This window comes from Kribbella catacumbae DSM 19601 (assembly GCF_000372465.1).
Taxonomy (GTDB): Bacteria; Actinomycetota; Actinomycetes; order Propionibacteriales; family Kribbellaceae; genus Kribbella; species Kribbella catacumbae.
Window position 1 is genome coordinate 1 of sequence record NZ_AQUZ01000086.1, and the last position, 24,241, is coordinate 24,241.

Annotated in this window: 21 protein-coding genes and 1 pseudogene; 10 read left to right on the forward strand and 12 right to left on the reverse strand. The window is 65.1% G+C overall.

Annotation, left to right across the window (positions count from 1 at the left end; all coding sequences use genetic code 11):
* Nucleotides 1–110 precede the first annotated feature (110 nt).
* Both A3ES_RS56560 and A3ES_RS50415 read left to right on the forward strand, forming a co-directional pair.
* Nucleotides 111–1,211: a calcium-binding protein gene (locus A3ES_RS56560; protein ID WP_157631059.1), complete on the forward strand. Its 1,101-nt coding sequence runs from the start codon at nucleotides 111–113 to the stop codon at nucleotides 1,209–1,211.
* A 420-nt stretch (nucleotides 1,212–1,631) separates the two neighbouring features.
* Nucleotides 1,632–2,417 (forward strand): polysaccharide deacetylase family protein, encoded by a 786-nt coding sequence (locus tag A3ES_RS50415; protein WP_020393046.1) that lies wholly within the window; start codon nucleotides 1,632–1,634, stop codon nucleotides 2,415–2,417.
* Nucleotides 2,418–2,581: 164 nt separating this feature from the next.
* Here the strand turns inward: A3ES_RS50415 and A3ES_RS0143040 are convergent, their stop codons facing one another.
* The 6 genes from A3ES_RS0143040 to A3ES_RS0143065 form a co-directional block, all read right to left on the reverse strand.
* Entirely contained in the window at nucleotides 2,582–3,562 is a 981-nt protein-coding gene (locus tag A3ES_RS0143040) for a GNAT family N-acetyltransferase (RefSeq protein ID WP_026163736.1), read from the reverse strand.
* 169 nt (nucleotides 3,563–3,731) lie between these two features.
* A complete protein-coding gene (locus A3ES_RS0143045; RefSeq protein WP_020393048.1) occupies nucleotides 3,732–4,397 on the reverse strand; it encodes a hypothetical protein in 666 nt (221 codons plus the stop codon).
* Nucleotides 4,387–4,935, reverse strand: coding sequence for an RNA polymerase sigma factor (locus tag A3ES_RS0143050; RefSeq protein WP_020393049.1), 549 nt, complete (start codon nucleotides 4,933–4,935; stop codon nucleotides 4,387–4,389). Before A3ES_RS0143050 ends, A3ES_RS0143045 begins: the two co-directional genes overlap by 11 nt.
* 41 nt (nucleotides 4,936–4,976) lie before the next feature.
* Nucleotides 4,977–7,565 (reverse strand): ATP-binding protein, encoded by a 2,589-nt coding sequence (locus A3ES_RS0143055; protein WP_020393050.1) that lies wholly within the window; start codon nucleotides 7,563–7,565, stop codon nucleotides 4,977–4,979.
* A gap of 123 nt (nucleotides 7,566–7,688) precedes the next feature.
* Nucleotides 7,689–8,480: a calcium-binding protein gene (locus tag A3ES_RS0143060; RefSeq protein ID WP_020393051.1), complete on the reverse strand. Its 792-nt coding sequence runs from the start codon at nucleotides 8,478–8,480 to the stop codon at nucleotides 7,689–7,691.
* 93 nt (nucleotides 8,481–8,573) lie between these two features.
* On the reverse strand, nucleotides 8,574–8,990 hold the full coding sequence (locus A3ES_RS0143065) for a PPOX class F420-dependent oxidoreductase (protein WP_026163739.1): 417 nt from the start codon (nucleotides 8,988–8,990) through the stop codon (nucleotides 8,574–8,576).
* Nucleotides 8,991–9,091: 101 nt separating this feature from the next.
* Here A3ES_RS0143065 and A3ES_RS0143070 point away from each other — a divergent pair, with 101 nt between their 5' ends.
* The 5 genes from A3ES_RS0143070 to A3ES_RS0143090 all read left to right on the forward strand — a co-directional run bounded on the left by A3ES_RS0143070 (nucleotide 9,092) and on the right by A3ES_RS0143090 (nucleotide 12,835).
* Nucleotides 9,092–10,120, forward strand: coding sequence for a LacI family DNA-binding transcriptional regulator (locus A3ES_RS0143070; protein WP_020393053.1), 1,029 nt, complete (start codon nucleotides 9,092–9,094; stop codon nucleotides 10,118–10,120).
* 23 nt (nucleotides 10,121–10,143) lie between these two features.
* Nucleotides 10,144–11,163 (forward strand): aldo/keto reductase, encoded by a 1,020-nt coding sequence (locus A3ES_RS0143075; protein WP_020393054.1) that lies wholly within the window; start codon nucleotides 10,144–10,146, stop codon nucleotides 11,161–11,163.
* 288 nt (nucleotides 11,164–11,451) lie between these two features.
* Nucleotides 11,452–11,835, forward strand: a complete 384-nt coding sequence (locus tag A3ES_RS50420; RefSeq protein ID WP_026163741.1) for a class I SAM-dependent methyltransferase — start codon at nucleotides 11,452–11,454, stop codon at nucleotides 11,833–11,835.
* The gene (locus A3ES_RS52000; protein WP_020393055.1) at nucleotides 11,829–12,245 is read left to right on the forward strand and encodes a hypothetical protein; all 417 of its coding nucleotides are present in this window, start codon (nucleotides 11,829–11,831) and stop codon (nucleotides 12,243–12,245) included. The genes A3ES_RS50420 and A3ES_RS52000 overlap by 7 nt, the downstream gene beginning before the upstream one ends.
* Entirely contained in the window at nucleotides 12,242–12,835 is a 594-nt protein-coding gene (locus A3ES_RS0143090) for a carboxymuconolactone decarboxylase family protein (protein WP_020393056.1), read from the forward strand. The genes A3ES_RS52000 and A3ES_RS0143090 overlap by 4 nt, the downstream gene beginning before the upstream one ends.
* Nucleotides 12,836–12,849: 14 nt before the next feature.
* On the opposite strand, the gene A3ES_RS0143095 is transcribed toward A3ES_RS0143090, so the two are convergent.
* From A3ES_RS0143095 to A3ES_RS52005, 5 genes are all read right to left on the reverse strand, one after another.
* Complete coding sequence (locus tag A3ES_RS0143095; RefSeq protein ID WP_040457043.1) at nucleotides 12,850–15,444, reverse strand: ATP-binding protein; 2,595 nt, start codon at nucleotides 15,442–15,444, stop codon at nucleotides 12,850–12,852.
* 63 nt (nucleotides 15,445–15,507) lie between these two features.
* Nucleotides 15,508–16,878, reverse strand: coding sequence for an FAD-binding oxidoreductase (locus tag A3ES_RS0143100; protein ID WP_020393058.1), 1,371 nt, complete (start codon nucleotides 16,876–16,878; stop codon nucleotides 15,508–15,510).
* 134 nt (nucleotides 16,879–17,012) lie between these two features.
* The gene (locus A3ES_RS0143105) at nucleotides 17,013–17,699 is read right to left on the reverse strand and encodes a fibronectin type III domain-containing protein (protein ID WP_020393059.1); all 687 of its coding nucleotides are present in this window, start codon (nucleotides 17,697–17,699) and stop codon (nucleotides 17,013–17,015) included.
* A gap of 106 nt (nucleotides 17,700–17,805) precedes the next feature.
* The gene (locus A3ES_RS57370; protein WP_083934068.1) at nucleotides 17,806–18,075 is read right to left on the reverse strand and encodes a DUF1905 domain-containing protein; all 270 of its coding nucleotides are present in this window, start codon (nucleotides 18,073–18,075) and stop codon (nucleotides 17,806–17,808) included.
* Nucleotides 18,072–18,374 carry a hypothetical protein gene (locus tag A3ES_RS52005; RefSeq protein ID WP_020393060.1) on the reverse strand — a complete coding sequence of 101 codons (303 nt, stop codon included), beginning with the start codon at nucleotides 18,372–18,374 and terminating at the stop codon, nucleotides 18,072–18,074. The genes A3ES_RS57370 and A3ES_RS52005 overlap by 4 nt, the downstream gene beginning before the upstream one ends.
* A gap of 194 nt (nucleotides 18,375–18,568) precedes the next feature.
* On the opposite strand from A3ES_RS52005, the gene A3ES_RS50430 reads away from it, so the two are divergent.
* Nucleotides 18,569–19,426 carry an AfsR/SARP family transcriptional regulator gene (locus tag A3ES_RS50430; RefSeq protein WP_020393061.1) on the forward strand — a complete coding sequence of 286 codons (858 nt, stop codon included), beginning with the start codon at nucleotides 18,569–18,571 and terminating at the stop codon, nucleotides 19,424–19,426.
* Between the two features lie 17 nt (nucleotides 19,427–19,443).
* Here the strand turns inward: A3ES_RS50430 and A3ES_RS52010 are convergent, their stop codons facing one another.
* Nucleotides 19,444–20,730, reverse strand: a complete 1,287-nt coding sequence (locus A3ES_RS52010) for a calcium-binding protein (protein ID WP_169501853.1) — start codon at nucleotides 20,728–20,730, stop codon at nucleotides 19,444–19,446.
* A gap of 222 nt (nucleotides 20,731–20,952) precedes the next feature.
* Here A3ES_RS52010 and A3ES_RS57375 point away from each other — a divergent pair.
* Both A3ES_RS57375 and A3ES_RS50440 read left to right on the forward strand, forming a co-directional pair.
* A pseudogene (locus A3ES_RS57375) lies at nucleotides 20,953–21,243 on the forward strand (AfsR/SARP family transcriptional regulator); the annotation flags it as partial.
* Nucleotides 21,244–21,336: 93 nt separating this feature from the next.
* The gene (locus A3ES_RS50440; RefSeq protein WP_237745208.1) at nucleotides 21,337–24,216 is read left to right on the forward strand and encodes an ATP-binding protein; all 2,880 of its coding nucleotides are present in this window, start codon (nucleotides 21,337–21,339) and stop codon (nucleotides 24,214–24,216) included.
* The last annotated feature ends 25 nt before the right edge of the window (nucleotides 24,217–24,241 follow it).

Consider the following 24,241-nt stretch of genomic DNA (forward strand, 5'->3'; position numbering starts at 1 on the left):
GCGGACGGTCGCCCAGTGTTTTCCCAGTGGCTTGAGTGACACTTCACGCCAAGGCATCGGCGAACCGGGCCATACCGGCTGTGATCGCCGCTGAAGGGTGGAGTGGGGCGATGAACGGTTGGCGTCGGCGCAGGGTGTGGGGTTGTGCGGTTGTGCTGGGGGTGGCGCAGGTGGCGGTCTCCGGCGCGGCGGCGCAGGCCGCGACCTCGACTCAGGTCCGGATCGACCAGGGGGTCTTGTCGGTCGTGGCGGCCCCGGGCCAGCACAACGGGTTCTCCGTTCTTGTGTACTCCGGTGTCGCGTTCGTGAACGACCACGCGAATCCGATCGTGCCGGTCTACCCGTGCCGGAAGGCGGCCGACACCTTCAACCCGAACAGGGTGTCGTGCCCTGTTGATGGGACCACCCGGTTGCTGATCGATTCCGGCGACGGCAATGACAGCGCTGATGCGGGTGGCCTGCCGGCAACCCTGCGGCTGGGGCCGGGCAACGACTCCGCACGCTCCACGGCCAGAGACTCGCTGATCGATCTGGGCGCGGGCGACGATTTCGCCACCGTCAGCGGCGGCGGCACCGTGATCGGTGGACCGGGGATCGATCGTGGCTCGGGCGGCCAGGGCGACTTCGGCGCGGAGGGTGTCCGCATCTCGCTGGACGACGTGGCCAACGACGGGATGCCCGGCGACCGGACCAACAACATCGGTTCGGACGTGGAGAATCTCGCCGGCAGCCTGGGCCACGACACCCTGACCGGCAGCGACGCGAACAACCACTTCACCGGTGAATTCGGTTCCGACGTGATCGAGGGGCGCGGCGGTGACGACACGATCCAGGACGGTCCCTTCTCGCCGTCGCGGTACGACGGGCCGGACTCGTTCGCAGGTGGCTCGGGGGTCGACACTGTGTCCTACGCGGATTCCTCCAGCGGGCCTGTCGCCCGGACGATCCGGCTCGACGACCAGGCCAACGACGGCCAGGTCGGGGAGAACGACGACGTGCGTTCCGACGTGGAGAACATCACCGGTGGCGATGGGAACGATCTTCTGGTCGGCAACTCCGCGAACAACAGGCTGCTCGGCGGCGCCGGCAACGACACCCTGCACGGCGGCACCGGCGACGACCTGCTGATCGGCGACTCGGGGACCGACACGGCCGACGGCGGCACCGGCACCGACACCTGTCAAACCGAGAACCATACCGGCTGCCCCTGAGATCGCGGCCAGGTGACGGCTTGCTGAGTACGCGTGTACAGCTTGCGACAGTTCGTCCCTGAAAGGAGGATTCAATACGCCACGTCAGTCGGTTTGCTTGGCTCGTCGGGATGGCGCCCGCGTTGTTCTGTGCAGTTGCTTGGCTTGGCGTTCTTGACGGTTGGATGTCCGCGACGCCGGCCGTTTCGGAGGCCCAGGGCTGCATCCCGATCCCACCGCCTCCGGGACCCGGCCCTGGCGGGGTAGTAGCCAGTCACTCAAGTCACGCTCCGCCCTCGGCGAGAGTGGCATTTTCATTGCCTCAGGCACCTATCAGTCACAAAGTAGGCGATCAATTTGCAGTGAATGTCAACCAGACAAGGGACTACGGCGTCCACTTAGCAGTGCATCTCTGGAGAGCCGCCCCTGCAAGGAGTTCTCATGACGCATGTCCGTCCTGCGATCGCAGTCGCGGTCATCACCACTTTCGCAGCCATTGCCATCGGCTCGCTGATGGTGATCAGCGGCGAATATCCGGACTCACGGACCAACCCCGGTACGCCGATCGCGATCAAGAGCCAGCCTCCTGCTACTCCGTCGATTCTGTTGCCCAGCCCGACGGCCACTAGCAGCAAGGGGGAAGCCCATCCGATACCGTCGTCCAACAACCCGCTGGCTGCCGCGGCTCACAACGCCAAGGTCGTGTTCCTCACCTTTGACGACGGGCCGGACCCGTACTGGACGCCGAAGATCCTCCAGGTACTCGCGAAGTACGGGGCGAAGGCAACGTTCTTCCAGCGTGGCGATATGGCCCTGACATACCCCGGCGTGCGTGATCAAGTGCTCGCCGCGGGCCACACGATCGGCAACCACTCGGTCTCGCATCGCCAGCTGACCGTGCTTCCAGCCGAGAAGCGACGTCGTGAGATCTCCGACGGACCGAAGTCGAGATGTTTCCGGCCGCCTTTCGGCGCCACGAACCGCAAGGTGCGGTCAGAAATCAGGGCGGCTGGAATGACCCAGATCCTCTGGGACGTGGACCCCCAGGACTGGAAACGGCCAGGCGCGGCGGCAATCGCCGACAACATCCTGCACTTCACACATCGCGGCAGTGTGGTGCTGCTCCACGACGGCGGCGGGGATCGCGGCCAGACTGTCGCCGCGCTCGACCGTGTCCTCCGAACCCTAAAGTCCCAGGGATACAAGTTCCCCGCCATGAACTGCTGACGCAGAGGCCCTCCAATGGCGCGAGCCGTACGACGATCGAGAACTCCTGGCGCGCCTCGCCGTTCCTGGTGTGAGGATGATGTGCATCGGGGTCGGCGTAGTTGTCGATTCGCCTGGCCATCAGGTCTCCTCAGACAACGGGTGGGGGCTACGCGAGCCATCTACTAGGGGATCGGACGCTGGTAGCCGGCTGAGATGCGTTTGGTTTGGAAGCCGAGACGTTCGTAGAGGCCGACTGCTCCGGTGGGGCTTTCGGAGTCGACGGACAGGGAGGCGCGTTGGAAGCCGGCGCGTTGTGCCTCGGCCATCGCCCAGGAGACTGCGGCTGTCGCAAAGCCGCGGCCACGGTATGGCCGGGCGGTCCCGACTTGACCGATGTGGATCTCCTTCGTCCCGGACTCGTCGTCCGTTGAGTGGTCGTAGCTCAACGCGTAGGCGATGAGTTGGTCGCCTACGAACACCAGGCTCGACGCGGATCCGACGAAGGCTCTGGATCCGGTGACCCAGAGCCGCCAGTTCTCGGCGCTCGTGGGCAGCGAGTCTCGGTGGTCACGGAAGGCCTCGTTGTGCAGAAGCCGTACGGCTTCGTCGTGCTCGGGCTGGAAGGGGACGATCCGCGCCCGGCCCGGAAGGGGTGTCTGGCAGGGAGTGGTGTCGAGAGGACATTCCATCTCGAGGTAGTGGTCATCAGTCTTGAACCCGAAGCCCATGAGCAAGGCCTCAGCACCGAGACTGCTCGTGAGCGCATTGGTGTTGAGCTTGCCAGGTGTCTCTGTGTGCAGCGCCTCGTGCATTTCGGTGCTGCGCTGGATCATCCAGTCCACAATTGCCGTGCCGAGACCGCGTCGCCGCCAGAGCGGATGGACAGAGCTCAAGGCATGCACATCGAGTCCGTTCACGAACTGGCTGCCTGCGCGGAGCATGCAGTACCCCACCATCAGGTCGCCGGACCACAGTCCGACAGTGTCCCGGGTGACATCCCGCACGGGATCCCCGAGCTCCTCGAGCAGGTCGTCAACAGTCTGGAGTCCGCTGTCCTGGTCGGCCCGATTCTTGGCGATCATGAGATCTGACCACGCCTGGACATCGATCGGCTCGATCGGCCGTGCGATCAATCCGGCCGGCCAATGGTCCTTTTCGATCACGACGCTCATTCTACCCTCGCTCCCAGCTCAAGCGGTTGCTCCAGGCAACTGATCTGAGGCCATCGTCGGCTGGGTCGCTGGCCAGGCTGTGGGCAGATTGTGGGAAGTCGGGTAGGAGTGCGAGTTGCGCCGGCCGTCACACCGGCGGCAACCTGCCGAGGCATAGCAGCTAGCCGCTGAAAGCCTGTTTGAACGCCAATTCGAGGCTCGTCGACCAGGTGCCCGAGAGGTCGCAGTCGTTGACCACTCCGCCTGCGGCCGAGATGAGATAGCGGTCGCCGAGGGCGAACGAGACAGCTCCGCCTCGCAGTGCCACAGTTGCGCTGGGGTCCGGTGTGGAGAGGAGTACTTGGTCGGCGTTTCCGCCGCGGTACCAGTGATCGACGTCGAGGGTGACCACGCCGCCGCCAACCTTCGCCACAGTGCCGGAGAACGCGGTTGGCATGACTTTCAGGACGTCCACTGAGAAGACAGGGCAGGACTGCTGGGCATCGGCGGCCGGGGGAGCAAGCTTCATGGTTGTCTTGGCCGGCGTTGGGGTGGACTGCGCAGTCGCCGGTTGCGAGGGAGTATTGGCCTGCGCATCGTCGGTTCCCCGACCTGCCAGAAGGTAGACGCTGGCCGGTGCCACGATGACCACCAGTACGGCCGCGGCAGTCAGCCAAGCGGTACGAACCGGGCGGTGTCGATTGTTGGGTGTCGAGTTGCTCGTGGTGTTCATGACGGTCTCCAGGAGTTCGTGGAGCCGGGCGTCTGGTAGCACCGGACGGTCGGCAGGGACAGGATCGGCGGCACGCAGCCGACTCTCAACGCCGCTGTCGGACTCATCGGTCATCGCGTACCTCCTTGCATACTTGTTCCTGTCCGGATGGCGAGCCGATCTTGCACGGATGCTTCAGGAGCGTTGCCAACCGCTGCCGCGCGCGATGTAGTCGGACGCTGACGGTGCTGGCCTTGAGTCCTAGGACGATCGCGATCTCGTGCGGCGTCAGGTCCTCCCAGGCCGACAGTCGCAGTAGTTCGCGGTCCTGATCCCGCAGCTTCATCAGAGCTCGGTGTAGTCGTGGATCAGGCGCGTCGGCGACCTCCGCTACCTCCACCGGTGGGGCGAGGAGCACCAGTCGCTCTACCAGGTTCTGCTGTCGTCTGGCGGACCTGGCGAGGTTGGCCAGGCAGTTTCGAGCTACCGCATAGCACCACGGCAGTGCGCCGTCCGCTGGGATCTCCTCCAGCCTGCGCCAGGCCACCAGTAACGTCTCAGCGAGCACATCGTCAGCTGTGTGGGCTTCCGCGCGCCGCAACGCGTAGCGGAGTACCGGCTCAGCTACCTCGGCGGCGATCGCCTCGAACCGCCGCTGCCGCGCTAGTGTCACAGACTCCACATTGCTTAATGTCCGGCACAGCCCACGATCTTTCACTGGCCGAGGAATTGGGTGGCGCTTCGTACGGCGTCAGCGCGGTTGTGAACGGCGAGTTTGTCGAGTACTGCGGCCACGTGGTTGTCGGCCGTACGTACTGAGATCGCCAGCCGGGATGCGATTTCGGTGTTGGTCAGCCCCTCGACGAGCAGCTGCATGACCTCGAACTGACGCGCAGTGAGGCCCGCAGGGTTCTGTTGTGGAGTCCGGGCCGACCCCTGGCAGATGCCGAGCCCACGCAGGCGTTGACGGGTGATTCTGGCGAGTGGTTTGGCGCCCAGGGCATCCAGTTCCTCGACGGCCGCGAGTAGTTGCTCGGGACTCCCGCTCTCCGACCGGGCCATCGCGGCTTCGTAGCGACAACCAGCGGCCTCCCAAATCTCAGCCGCCTCTCGCCAGTTGCCTGCAGCAAGCAGTTGGTACGGTCCACCGGTCTTACTCATCTCGACCGGATGACCAGACCTTGTCAGCCAGTATCCAAGTTCCGGCCAGATGGTCCAGAGCTCCTCGCGATAGGCATCGTTGAAGAGATCGCCTACGAGATCGGCTACGGCAGCACGTTCCCCCTTCAACCAGGCGGCCTCAGCGGCTACTGCGGCCACCCACCCCAGGTGCCGTAGATCGCCAATCTGGCGGCTGATCGTAGCGGCCGAGCTGACGAGTTCGGTGGCCTTGCTGTCGCCGCGTCTGGTCCCCACTCGACCCATAACACCTAGTGCCGTGCATCGATTCGGGCACGACTTAGCCCTCACAATGCTCTCCGCAGCTTGGACGGCACCGTCCCATGTACCGCGATTGAGTTCGATCTTCGCCCGATGGACCTGCAGAGCGTTCAGCCAGCCAGTCGCTTGGGCGTGTTCTGCGAGCTTCACGCCAGGCACGACGTACTGCTCAGCATCATCAATCCGGAGCCTCTCGATCAACCTGGCCGCGATGTTGTCGTAGGCGCGGCACGCAGCATCGGTCTCGCCTGCATCGAGAGCCAATTGCAGGCTGGTCTCCATCAACTCCAGTCCGCCAGCGTCGCCGAGTCCCAACCTGCACTCGCCCAGGTTGTTGAGGGCGAACGACAAGGTTGCTTTGTCGCCGCTGGTGTGGGCTAGAGCAACTGCACGTTCAGCGGCCGGTAATGCGGCAGCCCAGCGATGAGCGACGGTAGCCAGTTGCGCCTGGTGGCTGTAGGCGAGGGCGAGCAGTCTCGAGTCGCCCAGCGGCTCGAGGACAGCCACTGCTTCCAGGGCTGCCGCCTCGGCTGCCCTTCGGTCTCCGCTCTGCCAGTGCATCCGGGACAGCCAGCGCAGACCGGCACCGACAGCAGCATCGTCTTTGAGAGTCCGACGGAGGTCAATCGCTTGCTGCTGCGCTACCACAGTGGCAGCTCCTGCATCGATCGTGTAGGACTCGATTGCGTACTCCTCGAGGAGCCCAGCACGATCGACCGGCGGGATCATGTCGGCGTGTTCGAGCACCAGGCGGTAGTGACGGACGGCCTCGCGGTGGGCGCCATCAGCCGCAGCATCTCGTGCCGCGGCGGTGCCGTACCTGATGGTTGCGGACTGGTCCCCGGCCTCGGAGGCGTGGTAGGCGATCTGAGCCACATCAGCGCCGTCGCTTCGGACCAAGGCGATGAGTGCTCGCTCGTTGAGCCCGAGCCGGCGTGACGCCGGTAGCCGGTCGGCGATTGCCCGGCGGGTCAACTCGTGCCGAAACGACACATGTTCATCAGTCACTGCCATCAGACCTCGCTCCTCGGCCTCGGCCAGCTCCGTTAGATCGCCGTCGGTAAGCTCCTCGGCCAGCCAGCGGTCGATGGCGCACGGTAGGACGGCGAGCTGCTCGACCGCAGCGAGGGTGCCGAGGGGCAGGTTCCGGATTCGACTTTGCACGGCATCAATCACCTTGCCCGGTACGACGTCTGTCGCGCCGGAGGCCAGTACCTCGCTGACGAGGAACGGATTGCCTGCTGTCACCGCGAACACCTCGTCGGCATTCGATGAAGTGCCGATGCTGAGCTGCCGTACGGATTCAAGCGTCAGCCGCCGCAAGGGCAGATGCCGGGTGCAGACATTTTCGGATGCAGTTGCGAGCAATCGGCGTACTGGATGGTCGGCCGCCAGATCATCGCAGTAGGTCAGGAGCAGTGCGGCCGGCAGAGCCGCGATCCGACGGACCAGGTATTGCAGTACGTCGAGCATTGCTTCATCAGCCCAGTGGACATCCTCGACCGCAAGCAGAGTCGGGCGACCGTCCCGATTCAGCTCCGACCGCAGAGCAGTCAGGAGGCGATCTCGATCCGCACCCCCTCGCACAGCCGCAGCCAATTCACAGCCGACGTCGCCGTCGAGGTCGCGGAACGGTCCGAGAGCCCGCGGAGTTGTCAGGTCATCGCATTGACCTACCAGGACGCGTCCGTCGGCCGGTATCTGGTTCCGTGCAGCCCCGACCAGCGTCGACTTGCCGATCCCGGCCTCGCCGGAGACCAGCAAGACGCAGCCCTTGCCCGCAGCAGCGTCACGAACTGCCTCAGCGATAACGGCAAGCTCCTGCTCCCGCTCGAGGACCGACCGGTTCGGTGTTCTGACCATGCCCAAGACACGGCCTACGGCTGGCAACGGTTCAAAGCCGGCAGAAAGATCCTGAACCGTGGCCTCGACAAGGCGCGCCGGCCACCGCCATGGGTAACGGAGGCCGGCGCGCGGTTCAGGAGGTCAGGGGCAGTTGATGACGGATTCGGCGTCGCACCGATCCAGTCCGTTGCCGCCGTCGGTGCGATCGGCTCCGGCATCGCCGATCAGGATGTCGTCGCCGTCCAGGCCGACGATCCGGTCGTCGCCACCGGATCCGCGGATCACGTTGGCTTGGTTGCTGCCCGTCAGGTCGTCGCTTCCGAATCCTCCGGTGAGATTCTCGACGTCGGACATGATGTTGTCGTTCTCGCCGGGCTCACCGTCATTGCTGAGGTCGTCGAGCTGGACCACGATGCTCACGGGCCGATCGGCGTACAGCACATGGTCGGTCCCGTCGCCGCCAGAGACTAGGTCGGTGCCTCGGCCTGGTTGAGCTGTGTCGTTTCCTGGCCCGAGATCGATCGTCTCGCTTTCGCGGCTGCCGAACACGCGATCGTCGCCCCGCCCAGCCAGGAGTCGGGCCGGTCGGCCAACACCGTTGTGTGTAATCGTGTCGTTGCCGTCGTCGGTGTCCACAAAGATCTGCTTGATCTTGGACAGCGGACAGGCGACCCGGTTACCCGGGAGCTTCTCGCACGGAGCCTCGGTGACGACCGTCGAGGCGTCGTCTCCGACAATTACGTGGGTTAGCTGGCCTGGGCTGGGTACGACGGTGATCTCGTTGTCGCCGCCAGGCTGAGCCCGCACCTGGAGCACACCCGCCGTGTCGACGAAGACCCGGAGCACAGGAGCGGCCTGTGCGGTGAGCGCGGTGCCGGCGAGGTGCAGCGCGAGCACCATCCCACCGATCAGCAGAAGCTTGTTCTTCTTCATTCTCATCCTTCCAGGCGGCCGGTCGGCGCGCCAGGCACCAATCACGCCACGCCCCGCTGGACAACTGGTGGGAACGGGGTCGTCTGCTCGGACTCAGTCCGCTATTCCGGCTCGTGCCACCATGGCGGTGACGCGGATTCGGACGAGGAGGTCGTCGATCTCTGCGTACAGCTTGCCGGCGGCTGGCGCTGCTTGGTCGCCGAGGTAGCGCCTGGCGATGCGGGTGGTCCAGTGGACCAGGTCGTCGGGCCGCAGGTGCAACGTCGCGGAGCCGGTTGCGCTGATGAAGCCGAACGGTGGTTGCTCGTCGTCCACGCAGATGCAGACCCGTTGGTTCGCCCGGAGGTTGCGAGCTTTGACGCTGCGCGACGGCGTACTGAAGACGATGTCGTCGCCGTCGAGGACGAACCAGACAGGTGCGACATGTGGGGTTCCGTCGGTTCGGACCGTAGCGACCTTCAAGGTCCGGGGGGAGGTCGTCAGGAACGCCCGGATCTCTTCACTGCTCATCTCGTGCATCAATCGAGCCTTTCGCTTCTTCTTGATCGATCAAGAAGAAGACAGTACCCTTCATTTCGAAGGAGGAGTACCTGTTGTCCAGACCTACCTTGATGACCCTTGCGCGTCAGCTTGGGGTCAGCCGCACCACGGTCTCGAACGCCTTCTCGCGCCCGGATCAACTGTCGGCAGACCTTCGCGACCGCATCCTGAGCGCCGCGGCCGAGGTCGGGTTCTCCGGCCCGAGCCTTGCCGCGGCATCCCTGCGGACCGGAAAGACCCGAACTCTCGGTGTGCTGTTCACAGACAGCCTCACCTACGCTTTCAGCGACCCGGTGTCTGCACGGTTCCTGGCCGGGATCGCCGCCGAAGCCGAGCTTGCCGGGTACGCGATAACTATCGTCTCCGCCCCGCGCTCCGGACCTCCGAGCCCGATTGCACAAGCTGTCATGGACGGCGTGATCATCTACTCGGTCGACGATAATTCGCCTGCCCTGAAGATCGCCCGTGAACGTGACATGCCCCGAGTCCTGGTCGACCAGCGTCCTGAATCCGGGGCCGATTGTGTCAACGTCGCAGACCGGGCTGGGGCGGAGGCAGCAGCCAAGCACCTCATCGGCTTGGGGCATCAACGCCTGGCCGTCGTCACTGTCGCCGCGGGGCCAGGTGAGTCTGCAATCGTCGAGGATTCGGCACTCAGTAGCAGCTTCGTAGCTCGCGAACGCCTGGCTGGTTGGCGGCAGGCGGTCGAGTCGGCAGGCTTCGCAGCTCCGGTCACGGTGTCGTGTCCCGTCAACGGCCGCGAGCATGGTCGCCGAGCAGCTGGCCTTCTGCTGGCCCTCCCTCTGCCGCCGTCTGCGATTGCGTGTCTCAGTGATGAGATCGCACTGGGCATCGTCGAGACGCTTCAGTCGGCTGGGGTCATTGTGCCCACGGATATCTCCGTCATCGGATTCGACGACGCGCCCCAGGCACGTCCTTTCCTTACAACCATTCAGCAGCCCTACCAGGACAAGGGCGCTCTTGCAGCGCGCTTGTTGATGGAACAAATCGAGCGACCGGAGCGCAGCCGGTCACCGTCCCACGAAGTGCTGCCTGTCCGCCTGATTGTGCGTGAGAGCACAGGACCGGCCCGGCGGTAGTACGTGATGATCTTGGAGAAGCGATGATGAAGTACCGCCCGCTGGGCCGTACCGGCGTACAGGTCAGTGCTGTGACGCTGGGCAGCATGCTCTTCGGAACGACGACATCGTCGGACGAGGCTGCCAACCTGGTAGACCAGGCACTCGACAGCGGCGTCAACTGTCTGGATACGGCGAATGTGTATGGCATGGGGGAGAGCGAGCAAGCGCTCGGCGAGGCATTGCGCCGCAACGGGCGACGGGATCGGCTGGTGCTGGCGAGCAAGTTCCATGCGCGGGTCGGCGATGACCCTAACGATGAGGGGAGTTCCCGCCGGCACATCATCCAGCAGGTCGAGCTGTCGCTGCGTCGTCTCGGCGTGGATCACCTTGACGTGTACTACGTGCATCGCCCGACCACGCTGGTGCCCATTGATGAAACCCTCCGCGCCCTTGACGATCTCGTCAGTACCGGCAAGATCCGCTACGTCGGGACCAGTGGGTTCGCCGCATGGCAGCTGATGGAATCCCTCTGGGCATCGAAGGAACACCAGCTGGCTCGCACGGTGGTGGAGCAGACGGCGTACTCGTTGCTGGATCGCCGCGTCGAACGCGAACTCCTGCCGATGGCCCAGACCTACGGACTCGGGATCACCGTATGGTCCCCACTCGCAGGCGGCGTGCTCACCGGGAAGTACAGGGACCCGTCCGCTCCACAGCAGACGCGATTCGCCGATGACAAGGATTCCGACTGGGCGAGCAAGCACTTCACAACGGCAGCGGACGACGTGGTCGATGGTGTTGTCAGGATCGCCAAGGACCGTGGATGTACTCCGGCTCAGCTCTGCCTGGCCTGGCTTCTTGCACAGCCTGCGGTGAGCAGCGTCGTCATCGGTGCCCGAGATTCCGACCAGCTCACGGATCAACTCGGCGCAGTCACACTGGAGCTGTCTGCCGACGAGCTGGCGGCTCTGGATCGAATCAGCCCACCCGGGCGAGCTGTTGTCCCCTACTTCCTGGACGACAGCTTCGCAGACCTTCGCCCGCATCTGCACCGGTGGTAGTCGGATGGACGGGCCGGTACTCGAACGGGAGCGAGAACCCGCCGAGATTGCCCAGGCTGCGCGTAAGGCCGCAAATGGCCACGGGTGTGTAATCCATGTGTCAGGTGAAGCGGGTATCGGTAAGACGAGGCTCCCTGACCGCCGCCCGAAGCTTGATTGGACAATCGGTCAGTGACCGCGATCTGAGCAATCCGGCCGGACATCTGAGTAGCGGTTGCTCAGGATCGGTAGTCGCCACCCGTCGTACAAATTCCCTTGAAAGTAACTACTTCAAGGGAGGTTGCACAGATGGCTGTGGATTGGGAGATCGTTGACGAGGGCTGGGGGCGTAGGGCTGTCGACTTCGCCACGCTGAGTGAGCCCAACAATTGCCGCGAATACAGCGTCATCCAGCACTGGCTGGGTGTTGGGGAGGGTGTCCGGCTGCTCGATGTCGCCTGTGCGTCGGGTTTGGCGGTCGAGCTTGCGACACTTCAGGGCGCGCGTTGCGCGGGTATCGATGCGTCACATCGGCTCATCGCGGTTGCCCGGGATCGCAGCCCGGAGGCCGATCTGAAGGTCGGGGACATGAACGCGTTGCCGTGGGGCGACGCCAGTTTCGACGTGGTGACCAGCTTCCGGGGATCTGGGCGACCACGCCGACGGCGCTGGCCGAGGCGTATCGCGTGCTGACTCCGGGAGGCCGCCTGGGACTCACTGCCTGGGGACATCTCAAGAAGGCGCCCGGTGCCTGGGCGATGGCGCCGTTTCGGCTTGCAGCTCAGGAGAAGGTCGACAACCAGGCTGCGATGCAGCTCGGGCGGCCAGGCTCCGGGGAAGACCTGTTGGCACGAGTGGGGTTCACCGACATCCAGCGCATCGATATCCGGATGGCATGGGAGTTCGCCGATCCCGAGACGTATGCGCGGGCGCTGGCGTCCACCGGACCGGCGTACGAGGCGATCCAGCACGTCGGCGAGGCAGCCTTCATTGAGTCGGCGGAGCAGCAGGCTCGTGAACAGCTTCGCAGCGGCCTGCCCTTGCGCGCGCTGCTGCCACTGGTCGGCTATCTCGCGACCAAGCCCGTGCAGGAGGCGAAATGAGCGGCGCAGGGTTTCTTGCCGAGCCGGAGCCAACGGAGGAGCGGCGGCAGTTTCTTGACGACGACCTGACCGAACCCGGCTTCATCATGAACGTCACAAGGCTGTGGGCACATCAGCCCAGCGCCCTCGTCGCGCTGTTCGATCTGCTGCGGGTGATCAATGCGCCGCACCGGTTCAGCTACCGCGAGCGTGGCATTCTCATCGCTGCCTGTACGTCGGCGTCCCACGACTCGTACTGCACGCTGAGCTGGGGATCCAAACTGGCCGCCGCGACCGACGTGGCCACTGCCGTCAGCGTGGTCCTGGGCGATGACGGCCCGCTGTCCGACACCGAACGAGCGATGGCCGAGTGGGCGCGGAAGGTGGCCCGCGACCCCAACGGCACCAGCGCCGCTGACGTTCAGCAGTTGCGGGATGCCGGGTTGACCGATCCGCAGATCTTCGCGATCACCGCGTTCGTGGCGGCCCGGATCGCGTACGCGACCGTCAACAACGCGCTCGGCGCCCAGCCCGACGCCGAGCTCGCGGCGAAGGCGCCACGAGAGCTGGTGGAGGCAATCACCTACGGCCGTCCGGTCGAGGACTCGTAGCAGCAGAAGTTCGGTCAGGAGGAGGGCGGCGGCTCGAAGAACTGCTGGGCGCGAGCCGCCGCATCCTGGCGTTTGTTGACGCGGAGCTTGTCCAGGATCGCGGCGACGTGGTTGCTGGCCGTCCGGACCGAGATGACGAGGCGTTCGGCGATCTCGTTGTCCGAGAGCCCATCGGCGACCAGCCGCAGTACCTCGAACTGACGCCGGGTCAGGCCGGCTTCGTTCTGCCGGCTCTCCGCCAGAGGTCCGCGAGGGATGCTGGTGACGCCCGCGGCGCGAAGCCTGGCCCGGACCAGGCGGGCCAGCGGTCGCGCATCGATCGCGTCCAGCTGCGCCAGCGCCTCCAGCTGGTCCGACGTCTCAGGGCTCTCGGCCAGAGCGGCAGCGTGCTCGTACGGGTAGCCGGCCTCTCTCCAGATCTCGGCTGCTTCCTGCCAACGGCCGACAGCCTGCAACGCGTAGGGATCATCCGGGTGGAGCGGCGTGACCGGGTCACCCACTTTAGCCAGCCAGTAGGCGAACTCGCCTGACAGCCGCCGACTACGCCGGCGGCAGATCTCGTCGTACATGGGTCGCGCGATCCGGTGAACAGTCTTGAGGTCACCCCGCAACCAAGCCGCCTCACACAGCACCGCTGCGACGACGACAGTTCGCTGCGGCTCGTCCTGCTGGGCAGTGAGCAGTGATGCCTCATCCAGTACTGTCGTGGCGTCCTGTCCGGAGCGGACCATCGCCCGCCCGATCACAGCCAGCCCGTCGCTTCTGAGCGGTCCGGCCGGCTCAAGCCCTCGCTCAACAGTGCGGATTGCTTCGTCCCAGCGGCCTGCCGCGGCGATGACCATCGCTTGCAGGACCTGGAAGTAGTTTACGAAGATCAGCTGCTCGGACTGCTCGGCGAGCTCGATGGCCTCTGAGAGATACGTCGAAGCCTCTTTGAGGCTGTAGTCATTGAGCAGGGTGTCGACGAAGTTCGTATAGGCGCGAAGCGCATGCTCTGTCTCATCGGCGGCCAGGGCGACGCTGATGCTTTCGAGCGAGGTAGCCCGGGCACCAGGGTCACGGATCTGCCATTTCGCCGCTCCCTGGTTGGTCAGGGCGTGGCTGAGTACGGCTGTGTCACCAGTCTCCCGCGCCAGCAGGATGGCCCGCTCGGCTGCTTCGACGGCCTCAGGGCCGCGATCTGCGAGCATGTGTAGGTACGAAACGCCGCTGTGTGCCATCGCGAGCAGTCGCCGAGCGTCGGTCCGGGCAAGCACCGCGACTGCCTCTTCTGCCGTTGCATCCGCGCCTGCACGATCACCGGCGAGCCAGAGATATCGCGACAGCCGGGGCAGACACGCGCCGAGTTCCACGGGGTCGCCGAGGGTACGGCGAATGGCCACCGCCTGCCGCTGATCCGCAACAGCACTCGCCATGTCACCGGTGAGGTAGCACTCGATCGCCGACCGCTCGTGCAGATCTGCCTGTTCCGGTAGTGGGAACGACTCGCGTTGTTCCAGCACCAGCCGGTAGTGAGCGGCGGCCTCGCGATGCGCCCGCCCTTCCGTGGCGGCACGGGCGGCCAACGGGGCGAACCGCGTGATCGCGTCCGGGTCGCCGGCCTCGGTGGCGTGGTGGACGATCTGGGAGGTGTCAGCACCTTCATGTTCAACGAGTGCTGCGAGCACCCGCTGATTGAGTTCGGCCCGTCGTACCAGCGGAAGGGCATCAGCGATGGCACGGCGGGTGAGTTCGTGGCGGAAGACGACGCGGTTCGCCGCGACGGTCAGCAGGCCACGCTCCTCCGCACTGACCAACGCACTCAGGCTTCCCGGCAGGAGGGCGTCCAGTAGCCACCGATCGATCGCCGACGGCACCACGCTGAGCTGCTCCACTGCATCCTGGGTGGCACGGTCAAGGCCACGCAGCCGAGCGAGTACTGCGTCAACTACCGTGCGGGGAACCCCTGCGCCGTCCTGTGTTGCCAGCACCTCATTGACGAAGAACGGGTTGCCCCCGGTGACCGCGAAGATCTCCTCCGCGTCGACATCCCGGCCGGCGCTCAGCTCACTGACCGCCGTCGACGAGAGCCGCCGAAGAGGCATCCGGTGGACTCGCTCCGAGACGGCCGCGACGCCCAGCAACTGGGTCATCGGATGCTCACGATGCAACTCGTCATCGCGGTACGTCAACAAGAGCAGGGCAGGCAGGTTCGCCATCCGGCGGATCAGATAACGCAACACGTCAAGGGTCGCATCGTCCGCCCACTGAACATCCTCGATGGCCAGCACCGTCGGATGGCCGGTCCAGTCCAGCTCCGACCGGACGGCGGCCAGAATCATGTCGCGATCCACGCCGTCGGTGAGCGCAGCCGTGAGGTCTGGCCCGACACTTCCGATGAGATCGCGGAAGGGACCCAGAACCCGCGCAGTAGCAAGGTCGTCGCAATGCCCCAGCAGCATGCGCCCTTCGGCCGGCAGGCGGCTGCGGATCGCCTGCACAACACTCGACTTACCGATTCCCGCCTCGCCGGACAAGAGCACGACAGAACCATCCCCCGCAGCCGCCGCACGAGCCGCAGCAGACAGCTGCGCCAACTCGTGCTCACGTTCGAGGATTCTCCGGCCCATGGCGACGATGGTGCCATAACACCGCTGCCGGCCCGTAAGACCAACCGGCAGCGGTATGGCGAGTTACGGCTTGATGTTCTGGTTGAGATGGAACAAGTTGTCCGGATCAAAGGCGCGCTTCGCTCGGACCAGGCGCTCATAGTTGCCCTTGTAGTTCACCCGGACCCGGTCCTTGTCGTCGTCGGACATGAAGTTGACGTACCCGCCGTCCTCCGAGTGCGGCGCGGTCGCCTGGTAGTAGTCCCGCACCCACTTGATCGCCTTGTCGTTGTCGGCCGGATCCGGCCACATGCCGGCGATCACCGTCGCGAACGACGCATTCCGGTACGCGAAAGCGGTGTCCTCCGGCGCCACCCGGTGGCACGCCCCGTTGATCGGGTAGATGTGCATCGTCGAGTTGAGCGCAGGCAGCTTCGGCCCGTGTGCCACGTGCGCCGCGATCGCGTCGTCGGTGAGGTTCTCGACGAAGTTGGCCTTCCAGTAGTGCTGCAGCCCGGGTCCGACGAGCCCGTCGAAAGCACTGTTGAGCGCTGGGTACGGCATCGGTCCGACGGCCTCGGCCACCACGGGCGCCGCGTCGCGGAACGGTTTCAGCGCCTGTGGGCCCTCCTCCAGCGGGCCGGCCCAGCACGCGACGATCAGAATGAACGGATCGCCGTGCCGGTCCGCCGGGATGAAGGGCAGGGGCGGGGCCAACTGGAAGGCCGGGAACGCGCCGAGTTGCTCCGGTGCATCCTTCATGTACTCGGCGAACGCCCGCAGGACATCATCGGCCCGGTCCGCCTCGAACAGCATCGGCCCGCCGTAGATGTCCTTCACCGGGCTGAGCTTGAACTCGAACGAGGTGACCGCCCCGAAGTTGCCGCCGCCACCTCGCAAAGCCCAGAACAGATCCGGGTTCTCGTCCTCGCTGGCGACTCGCAGGCTGCCGTCGGCGGTGACGACGTCCGCCGAGATCAGATTGTCGCAGGACAGCCCGAGCCCTCGGGCCAGGTAGCCGATACCGCCTCCCAGCGTCAGGCCACCCACTCCGGTGGTGGAGACGATGCCGCCGGTCGTCGCCAGGCCGAAGGGATACGTCGCGGCGTTGAAGTCGCCCCAGGTCGCCCCGCCTTCGACTCGAGCCGTACGTCGTACCGGATCGACCCGGACGCCTCGCATCGACGACAGGTCGGCGACCACCCCGCCGTCGGTCGTCCCGAACCCGGGCACGCTGTGCTTGCCGCCGCGGACGGCGAGATCGAGCCCGTTCTCGCGAGCGAAGTCCACGGTGGCGATCACATCGCCCGCATTGGCGCACTGCACCACCGCTTTCGGCCGCTTGTCGATCATCGCGTTGTGCACACTGCGCGCTTCGTCGTAGGACGAATCGTCGGCGGTGACGACCACCCCGTGCACTCTCTCGCGCAGTTGATCGATGGTCAGCTTGCTCATGTGTTCCTCTCCTCTGGTGCCTCTCCGTACTCGGCGAGCCGCCCCTGCCGCAGGCGGGGGCGGCTGCACCGACTTGGCCACCAGTGATACGGAGTGAGAGTTCGGGTGGAGTGCAAGCCGCCTGAGGGTTCTGGCTATGGGATCGGGTCCACGGGGATGGCGACGGTCAGGGGTGCGCTGTCGGCGGAATGGCGGCCGTTGGCGTCGTAGGCGACGACTGTGATGGTGTGGGTGCTGCCGGGGTCGACAATGCAGGTCGAGAAGACCAGGTCCCAGATCCGGAGGCTGGGCGTCATTGTGTAGTCCAGCAGGCCGGTGATCGAGTTGTACACCGTGACTGATGTGTACACCTTGTACGCGACCGGTTGCGTGTGGGTGCTGGGGTCCCAGGCGATGCTGTGTAGCACGTTGCCGGAGTACACGGGCCGGAGGTTGGCCGGCGCGGCGGGTGCTGGTCCGGGGATGCTTACGGTGGTGAAGGTGAGCTGGATGTCGGGGGCTTTGGGGCCGGTGGTGTTGAGGACGGACAGGGTCGCGGTGTAGGTGGTGCCGGCGCGTAGGTCGGTAAAGGTCTGTGAGGTTCGGGAGCCGGTGTTGTGCGACTGGTGTTGTGCGTTCAGTCGCACGTCGTAGCCGACGAGGACGGTGGTGGCGGCGGGATCCCAGGCGAGAGTCGCGCGGTCGGTGGCAACACTGGTCACCCGGAAGTTCGTCGGTGCGGGCAGCGTCGTCGCGGCGGATGCGGGTAGTGCCGTGGTCAGGACAGCGCACACCAGTGCCAGGACGGTGGCGAGTATGCAGGAGCGGATGAGCTTGGACATCGGGACGTCAGCCTCCTTGAAAGCGGGCATACATCTCTTAACGTCTCACCCCGCACTGGGGAAGTTCTGGGAAGCCATTTCGAGGCACGAACCATGCAATTGCCGGCTATAGCCGCGTGTGATCGATCTCGAGTGCGATGCTGACGAGATCGCCGTGATCCTTTCCTGCCCGGACCCGGCTTGGTATTGCCAGTAGCCAGCCGGCACTCTTGTCTCGCCAAACACTGGTCGCCCACGTGAGCCCGTCTACCGTGGCGAATACCGGAACCCGGCCGAACGGACCGGTTGCTTCCGGCGCGTACTCGACCGGTATGGGGGCAAACACCCAGCCACCCACGCCCGGCCAGCGGACGAGGGTGACTGTGAATGGAGTCAAAGCTGGGTGGAGTGTGCCAGTTCGCCGGACTCCACTGCCAAGACTTCACCGACCAGGGCATGCATCTCCCCAAGCAGTGGTAGCTGGGTTGCGTGCTTCATCAGCTGCTCTGGTCCAGCTGGATCGCTCCAGGTCAAGATGTCCAACCAGACATTGTCCTCGAGCTGTACCAACTCCGCTCGTAGCAGTGCCTGGCAGGCAGCTTGAGCTTGAGCGATGGCCGCTGGCCGTAGCTGAAGGAGCTGGGCCACATTCGCCGGGTCGATCTTCGCTCGGAACACCTGTACTACGTTCGACACGTCTGGTTCTCCTCTTCGAGTCGCGGAACTGAGACATGTTGTGTCATGGGCCCCTTTGGACAACCTGTGGTTGCGCTGAGGCTGGTGAAGGACGCTCAGGCCAACCACACTCCACTTGAAGCGGTCGTTGGAGCAATGGTCTGTAGTCACACCGCGTGGCGAGATCACGCGGCCACAGCACATTTGGGGGACTCATGACAATCGCGCACGAACCTGGGCGGCAACTACGACTTACGGACCCGCCCGCGGCCGACGGACCGCGATATCGCGTTCTCGGGCCGCTTGAGGTCTGGCAGGGCGAGCGGCTGCTGGATGTCGGAGGGCCACAGCAGAGGGCGCTGCTCGCGGTCTTGCTGCTCAACGCCAATCGAGTCGTCGCGACCGACCGGCTGATTGAGTACCTGTGGGGGCCGCATGCGCCGCAGACCGCGAGGACCTTGCTGCAGGGTTGCATCTCGCAGCTCCGGCGGGTCCTTCCTTCTGCGGAGGCATCGGCGGGCGAGCAGCCGTTGGTAACCCGCGCGCCTGGCTACGTACTCAACGTCGCCGCTGATGAGTTGGATCTGCTGCGATTCGAGCGCCTGGCTAAGGCAGCAGCCGACGTCGCCGATGCCGAGCGTCGTGCGCGGCTGCTGGCGGCTGCCGTCGGATATTGGAGTGGACCGGTACTCGATGGGCAAGATCTCCCCGGCTGCTCAGATGAGATCGCGGAACTGGAGGAACGCCGATCCGCAGCCCTGGAGGAGCGGATAGCGATCGACCTTTCGCTCTGTGCCCATGCCGGCCTGGTCGTCGAGCTCAAGGCCGAGGTGCGCAGCCATCCGTTACGCGAGCGCCTGTGGGCCCTGCTGATCGCAGCTCTGTACGGCCTCGATCGGCAGGCGGAGGCTCTGGCAACCTTCCTCGAACTGCGTGATTCCCTGGTCGACCAACTCGGAATCGAACCGAGCTCAACCCTCCGAGAGTTGCACCGCCAGGTCCTGGCAGGCACACACCCAGGCGACCTAGTGGTCCCGGTCGCCAACGACCGCGATCTTCGCCGAACGGGTTGAGCCAAGCCGTCACCCGGTCAGAGGTGCTCACAGGATGCGTTCGGCTCCCGGGTGATCGTCGACGGGCTGGTGAAGATATCGATCTCGCAGTGGTCGTCGCCAGGTCCGCCATTCGCGAGGTCGGCCTGCCGACCATCCTTGATGTCCAGGGTGTCATTGCCGGGACCGCCGGACAGCGTGTGCCGGAGGAAGTGCTCCTTGGCGACGATCAGGTCATCACCGGAGCCGCCGGTCAAGAACTCGAAATCCCGAAGGCAGTCCTCGCTGTTCGCAGGCTTTGTGATCGGACACCCGAGGATGATGCCGACACCTTGGGTACGGAAAATGTAGGAGGCTGCGTTGACGCCGGGTCCTCCGTCGAGAAAGTCCTCGTCGGTGTCCGTTGCCGATGGACCAGGCCCGCCGTACAGGGTGTCGTCGCCCTTGTCGCCATGCAAGCTGTCCTCGCCGGCATCGCCTTCCAGGTAGTCGTTTCCGGCAGCGCCAGCCAGCACGTCGTCGCCGTCCCCACCGTGCAGGACGTCGTCGCCGTCGACGATTGGCTGGCCCTTTTGGATATCAGCGGAGTCGGTGCCGACCAGATGGTCGTTTCCGCCACCACCGTAGAGATAGTCACCGCCTGGTCCGCCCTCGAGCCGATTCGGACCGCTGTTCCCGGTGAGCTGGTCAACACCGTGGCCGCCATGGACGCCCTCGACGTCAGTCATGATCGTGTCCCGCTCGCCCACTTCGCCGTCGTCGTTGACCTGACCGTCGATGTCGACGAACACGCGTCCTACCCGGCTGGAGTAGTCGACGGTGTCGGCGCCACCGCCACCGTAGAACCCATCCGGTCCTGGACCACCGTCGAGCAGATCGTCCTGCGGACCGCCGCGGAGAGTGTCATTGCCCTGTCCGCCCAGTAGCGTGACCGGGCCGCCCGTGGCCGTCAGCCCATCGTTTCCGTCGCCGCCGGTAAGTCGTGCCGGTCCCAGGAAGTCTGACGTGACCAGGTCGCCGAGGTCACCGGCATCGACCTCGACCGTGTCAAAAGACGTGAGCGGGCAACTGATCGCACTGGCGTTGAGCGCTGCGCAACCTGATGGCGGCGCGATGGTGTCGGCGGCATCCCGGACGATCAAGACGCTTGCTTGCTGGTCCAGCGTCAGCTGGTTGACCTTGCCCGGCTGGGCGGTGAATGTCAGAACTCTGTTCACGATGGTCGCGCTGGTGGCTGCGTAAGCGGGGGACCCCGACACCGCCACCAGGGCAGGAGAAACCAACAGAGCTCCGGCGACGACGCCGGCCATTCGACTTGTGTACATGCTGCTCCTCTGAGAGTCGCCGATAGGTGGAGTGTGCACGGGCCTCATCGAGGGATTCTGGGGAAGTTCTGGGAGCACTTCCCGTCGCCAGCTCCATGCCGTCCCCGACTCTGCTGTGAGCTCGGCCTCAGGGCACTCACAGGGCACTTGAAGCAGTTGCTGGCGAAATTAGTTTCAGGCGCGCGCGGCAGGGCTCGCACGGACAAGGCAACTGGGGGAGCGATGAGTACCGCAGAGGGGATAGGACGGTTGGCGCTTGTGCAACCAGTTGCCGCGGAGTTGGCACCGGCCACGAGAGTGCGGTACTGCGTGCTGGGTCCGCTTGAGGTATGGCATGGCGAGAGCCTCCTATCTGTCGGTGGCCCCCAGCAGAAGGCCCTGCTCGCGATCCTGCTGCTCAACGCGAACAGGGTTGTTTCGACAGACCGGCTCGTCGAGTACCTGTGGGGCCCACACCCTCCGACGACCGCCAGAAGTTTGCTGCAGGGCTGTATCTCACAACTGAGGAGAGTCCTCCCTTCCGAGCGCGGCCTGGAGGCCGGGCATCCGTTGTCCACCCGCGCTCCCGGGTACACCCTCCGAGTCGACTCGGGACAACTCGACTTGTTGGCGTTCGAGGAGCTCTTCCAGTCGGCAGTCGGCTCCGCTGATGCCGAACATCGCACGCAGTTGCTTGCCGATGCCCTTGCATGCTGGAGGGGCCCTGTTCTCGATGGACTGGACCTATCCGGATGTCACGAGGAGATTGCTCAGCTGGAGGAGCGTCGGGTTTCTGCATTGGAGCAGAAGATTGAGGCGGACCTCGCGCACGGGGCCCGCGCTGGTCTGGTTGTCGAGCTCAGGGCCCAGATTCGAAGTCAGCCGTTGCGTGAGCGACTGTGGGGCCTTCTGGTCGCCACGCTCTACGCGCTGGATCGGCAGGCGGATGCTTTGGCCACGTATCGCGATCTGCGGGCGTGTTTGATCGGACAGCTGGGTATCGAGCCGAGCCCGACTCTGCAGGAGCTACACCGTCAGGTACTCGCGGGGTCCGCTCCGCAGGACCTGGTGATCCCGGTCGGCAACCATCCGGCCGGCCAGCCGCGGCTGGGTACCTCAACTGTGATCGCGGCCCAACTGCCGGCGCCGCCCACCACCTTCGTTGGACGCCGAAGGGATCTTGAGCGCCTTGATGATCTTGTTGCAGGTATGTCGACCACGATGGCGCTGGCTGTCGTCAGCGGCACGGCCGGCGTCGGCAAGACGGCCTTCGCCTTGCACTGGGCACATCAGATCAAGGAGCAGTTCCCAGCTGGTCAGTTGTACGTCGACCTACGAGGTTACGGGCCTTCGTCGCGGCTGCGTCCGATCGAGGCCTTGGCCGGGTTCCTCAGTGCTCTTGGCGTGCCGCCCGAACGGATCCCCGTCGATCTGGAACAGGCCGCCGCGCTCTACCGATCATTGGTTTCAGGCAAGCGGATTCTGATCCTTCTCGACAACGCTTACGACGCAGGGCAGGTAAGACCTTTGCTGCCGGCCACGCCGGGATGTCTTGTCCTCGTAACTGGCCGGGGTCGGCTGGACGGGCTCGTCGCGCGAGATGGCGCCCGGCTGTTCCGCTTGGACGTTCTCGATGCGGGGGAGGCCAGGGCACTCCTGACCCGCGTAGTGGGCAAGAGCCGTGTCGATGCCGAACCTGACGCGGTGGCTGAGCTGGTGAGTCTCTGTGCCCGTCTTCCGCTGGCGCTGCAGGTCACGGGAGCGAATCTGATCCGTCGTCCGCGGCGTCGGCTCGCCGACCAAGTCAGGGATCTGCGCGCCGGGGAATTGGATGCGCTGGTCATAGGTGACGAGGATCAGTCGACTGTCCGCGTGGTGTTCGCCCAATCGTACGGCGCACTCGAGCCGGAGGCCCGCCGGATGTTCAGCCTGCTTGGTCTGGTGCCGGGGCCAGGATTCGATGTCGCTGCGGGCGCGGCACTAGCCGGAGTTCCGTTCTCTGTGGCCAGGACGAGCCTGAACCGCCTGGTCGGCGCCCATCTGCTCGACGAGCCGGAGCCAGACAGATTCGCGTTTCATGACCTGCTCCGGCTCTATGCGCGCGAGCAAGCCCAGTTGAGCCATGACGCGTCCGAACGCGAGATGGCGCGCCGGCGATATGAACGTTGGATGCTCGAGATGGCGGATGAGGCGACCCGGATACTTTGCCCGCAGCTGCTTCGGATCCTGTCAGACAGCCGATCGCAGGAACGCCACCACGATCCCGGGTCAGCGCTCGCGTGGCTGGAAGCGGAGCGGCTGAACCTGGTGGCGATCGCAACCGATTCCAGCTCCGGCGAGAATCGGGCCACAGCCTGGATGCTTGCGGACTCACTCCGCGGATACTTCTGGCTGCGTCGGCACAGCGTCGACTGGCTAACTGTCGCAAATGCCGGTCGGGTTGCTGCCGAAGCAGGTGGTGACCTCCGCGCCCAGGCTGCCGCCGAGTTCAGCCTGGGCATGGTCAGGCTGTGCCTCAACCAGCACACGGAAGCGATGGAGCATCAAAGCCAAGCCCTCAGGCTGTGTGAGACAGCTGGGTGGGATGAGGGTTGCGCCAACGCTCTCGGCAATCTCGGCGTCCTGCACTTCGAGATCGGCGAGATCGAGACCGCCTCGGACCTTCATGAGCAGGCCCTGCTCATGAATCGCCGCGCAGGCTCCAAACGCGGCGAGGCGGTCAATCGGGAAAATCTCGCCCAGGTTCACCTTGCGGCCGGCCGGCTCGGGGAGGCCAGCCGCCACCTCTGGCGAGCTCTCATCCTGCAGCACGAGTCTGACTACGGAAGGGGCGCCACTCTAGAGCAGCTGGGAATCATGTTCGGACGCCGCGCTGAGGACGACCATGCTGTCAACGCACTGGATCGTGCACTCGGGCACTATCGCACGATCGGCAACCTGAATGGGCAGGCAATGACTCTCGCCGCCCTCGCCATTGTGCGCAGCCAATCCGGGTTTGCTGAGGACGGGCTCAAAGAGGCCGAGCGAGGGTACGAACTCGTCCAGGAAACCGGAGACCGCGTGACCGAGGCCTGTGTGCTCAACCGACTCGCGACTGTCCAGACGGATCTTGGCCGGCACGTCGAGGCTGTTGACAACCACAACCAGGCTTTGAGTCTTGCGGTCCAGACCGGGGCGAGGATGCCGGAGACTGAGGCAATGCTCGGCCTTTCCGCTGCACATCTCGCCCTCGGAGCGCACGACCTGTCCCTCGACTATGCCAGGCAGGCGTTGATGCTTGCCGACAGCATCGGGTATCAGGGCCTGTACGGGCATGCACACGTGATGATCGCGGCCGCTCACGGTGAGCTGGGTGACTTCGAAGAGCTGGCAAAGCACGCGCGCCGTGCGTACGCGGTCGCCAAAGAGACCGGGGACGAACAGCTTCGGCGACGCGCGCTGAAGCTACTTGGATCTGGCAGTACCAGAGAAGGCGCAGACGAAACAACTGGCGGTGCCGAGCGATAAGCGCACAGCCTGCGATGACGGCGTG

Coding starts and splice junctions, on each gene's coding strand:
- A3ES_RS56560 (WP_157631059.1), top strand. CDS start 111: ATGAACGGTTGGCGTCGGCGCAGGGTGTGGGGTTGTGCGGTTGTGCTG.
- A3ES_RS50415 (WP_020393046.1), top strand. CDS start 1,632: ATGACGCATGTCCGTCCTGCGATCGCAGTCGCGGTCATCACCACTTTC.
- A3ES_RS0143045 (WP_020393048.1), bottom strand. CDS start 4,397: ATGACCGATGAGTCCGACAGCGGCGTTGAGAGTCGGCTGCGTGCCGCC.
- A3ES_RS0143055 (WP_020393050.1), bottom strand. CDS start 7,565: ATGGTCAGAACACCGAACCGGTCGGTCCTCGAGCGGGAGCAGGAGCTT.
- A3ES_RS0143060 (WP_020393051.1), bottom strand. CDS start 8,480: ATGAAGAAGAACAAGCTTCTGCTGATCGGTGGGATGGTGCTCGCGCTG.
- A3ES_RS0143065 (WP_026163739.1), bottom strand. CDS start 8,990: ATGAGCAGTGAAGAGATCCGGGCGTTCCTGACGACCTCCCCCCGGACC.
- A3ES_RS0143070 (WP_020393053.1), top strand. CDS start 9,092: ATGACCCTTGCGCGTCAGCTTGGGGTCAGCCGCACCACGGTCTCGAAC.
- A3ES_RS0143075 (WP_020393054.1), top strand. CDS start 10,144: ATGATGAAGTACCGCCCGCTGGGCCGTACCGGCGTACAGGTCAGTGCT.
- A3ES_RS50420 (WP_026163741.1), top strand. CDS start 11,452: ATGGCTGTGGATTGGGAGATCGTTGACGAGGGCTGGGGGCGTAGGGCT.
- A3ES_RS0143090 (WP_020393056.1), top strand. CDS start 12,242: ATGAGCGGCGCAGGGTTTCTTGCCGAGCCGGAGCCAACGGAGGAGCGG.
- A3ES_RS0143095 (WP_040457043.1), bottom strand. CDS start 15,444: ATGGGCCGGAGAATCCTCGAACGTGAGCACGAGTTGGCGCAGCTGTCT.
- A3ES_RS0143100 (WP_020393058.1), bottom strand. CDS start 16,878: ATGAGCAAGCTGACCATCGATCAACTGCGCGAGAGAGTGCACGGGGTG.
- A3ES_RS0143105 (WP_020393059.1), bottom strand. CDS start 17,699: ATGTCCAAGCTCATCCGCTCCTGCATACTCGCCACCGTCCTGGCACTG.
- A3ES_RS50430 (WP_020393061.1), top strand. CDS start 18,569: ATGACAATCGCGCACGAACCTGGGCGGCAACTACGACTTACGGACCCG.
- A3ES_RS52010 (WP_169501853.1), bottom strand. CDS start 20,730: ATGTACACAAGTCGAATGGCCGGCGTCGTCGCCGGAGCTCTGTTGGTT.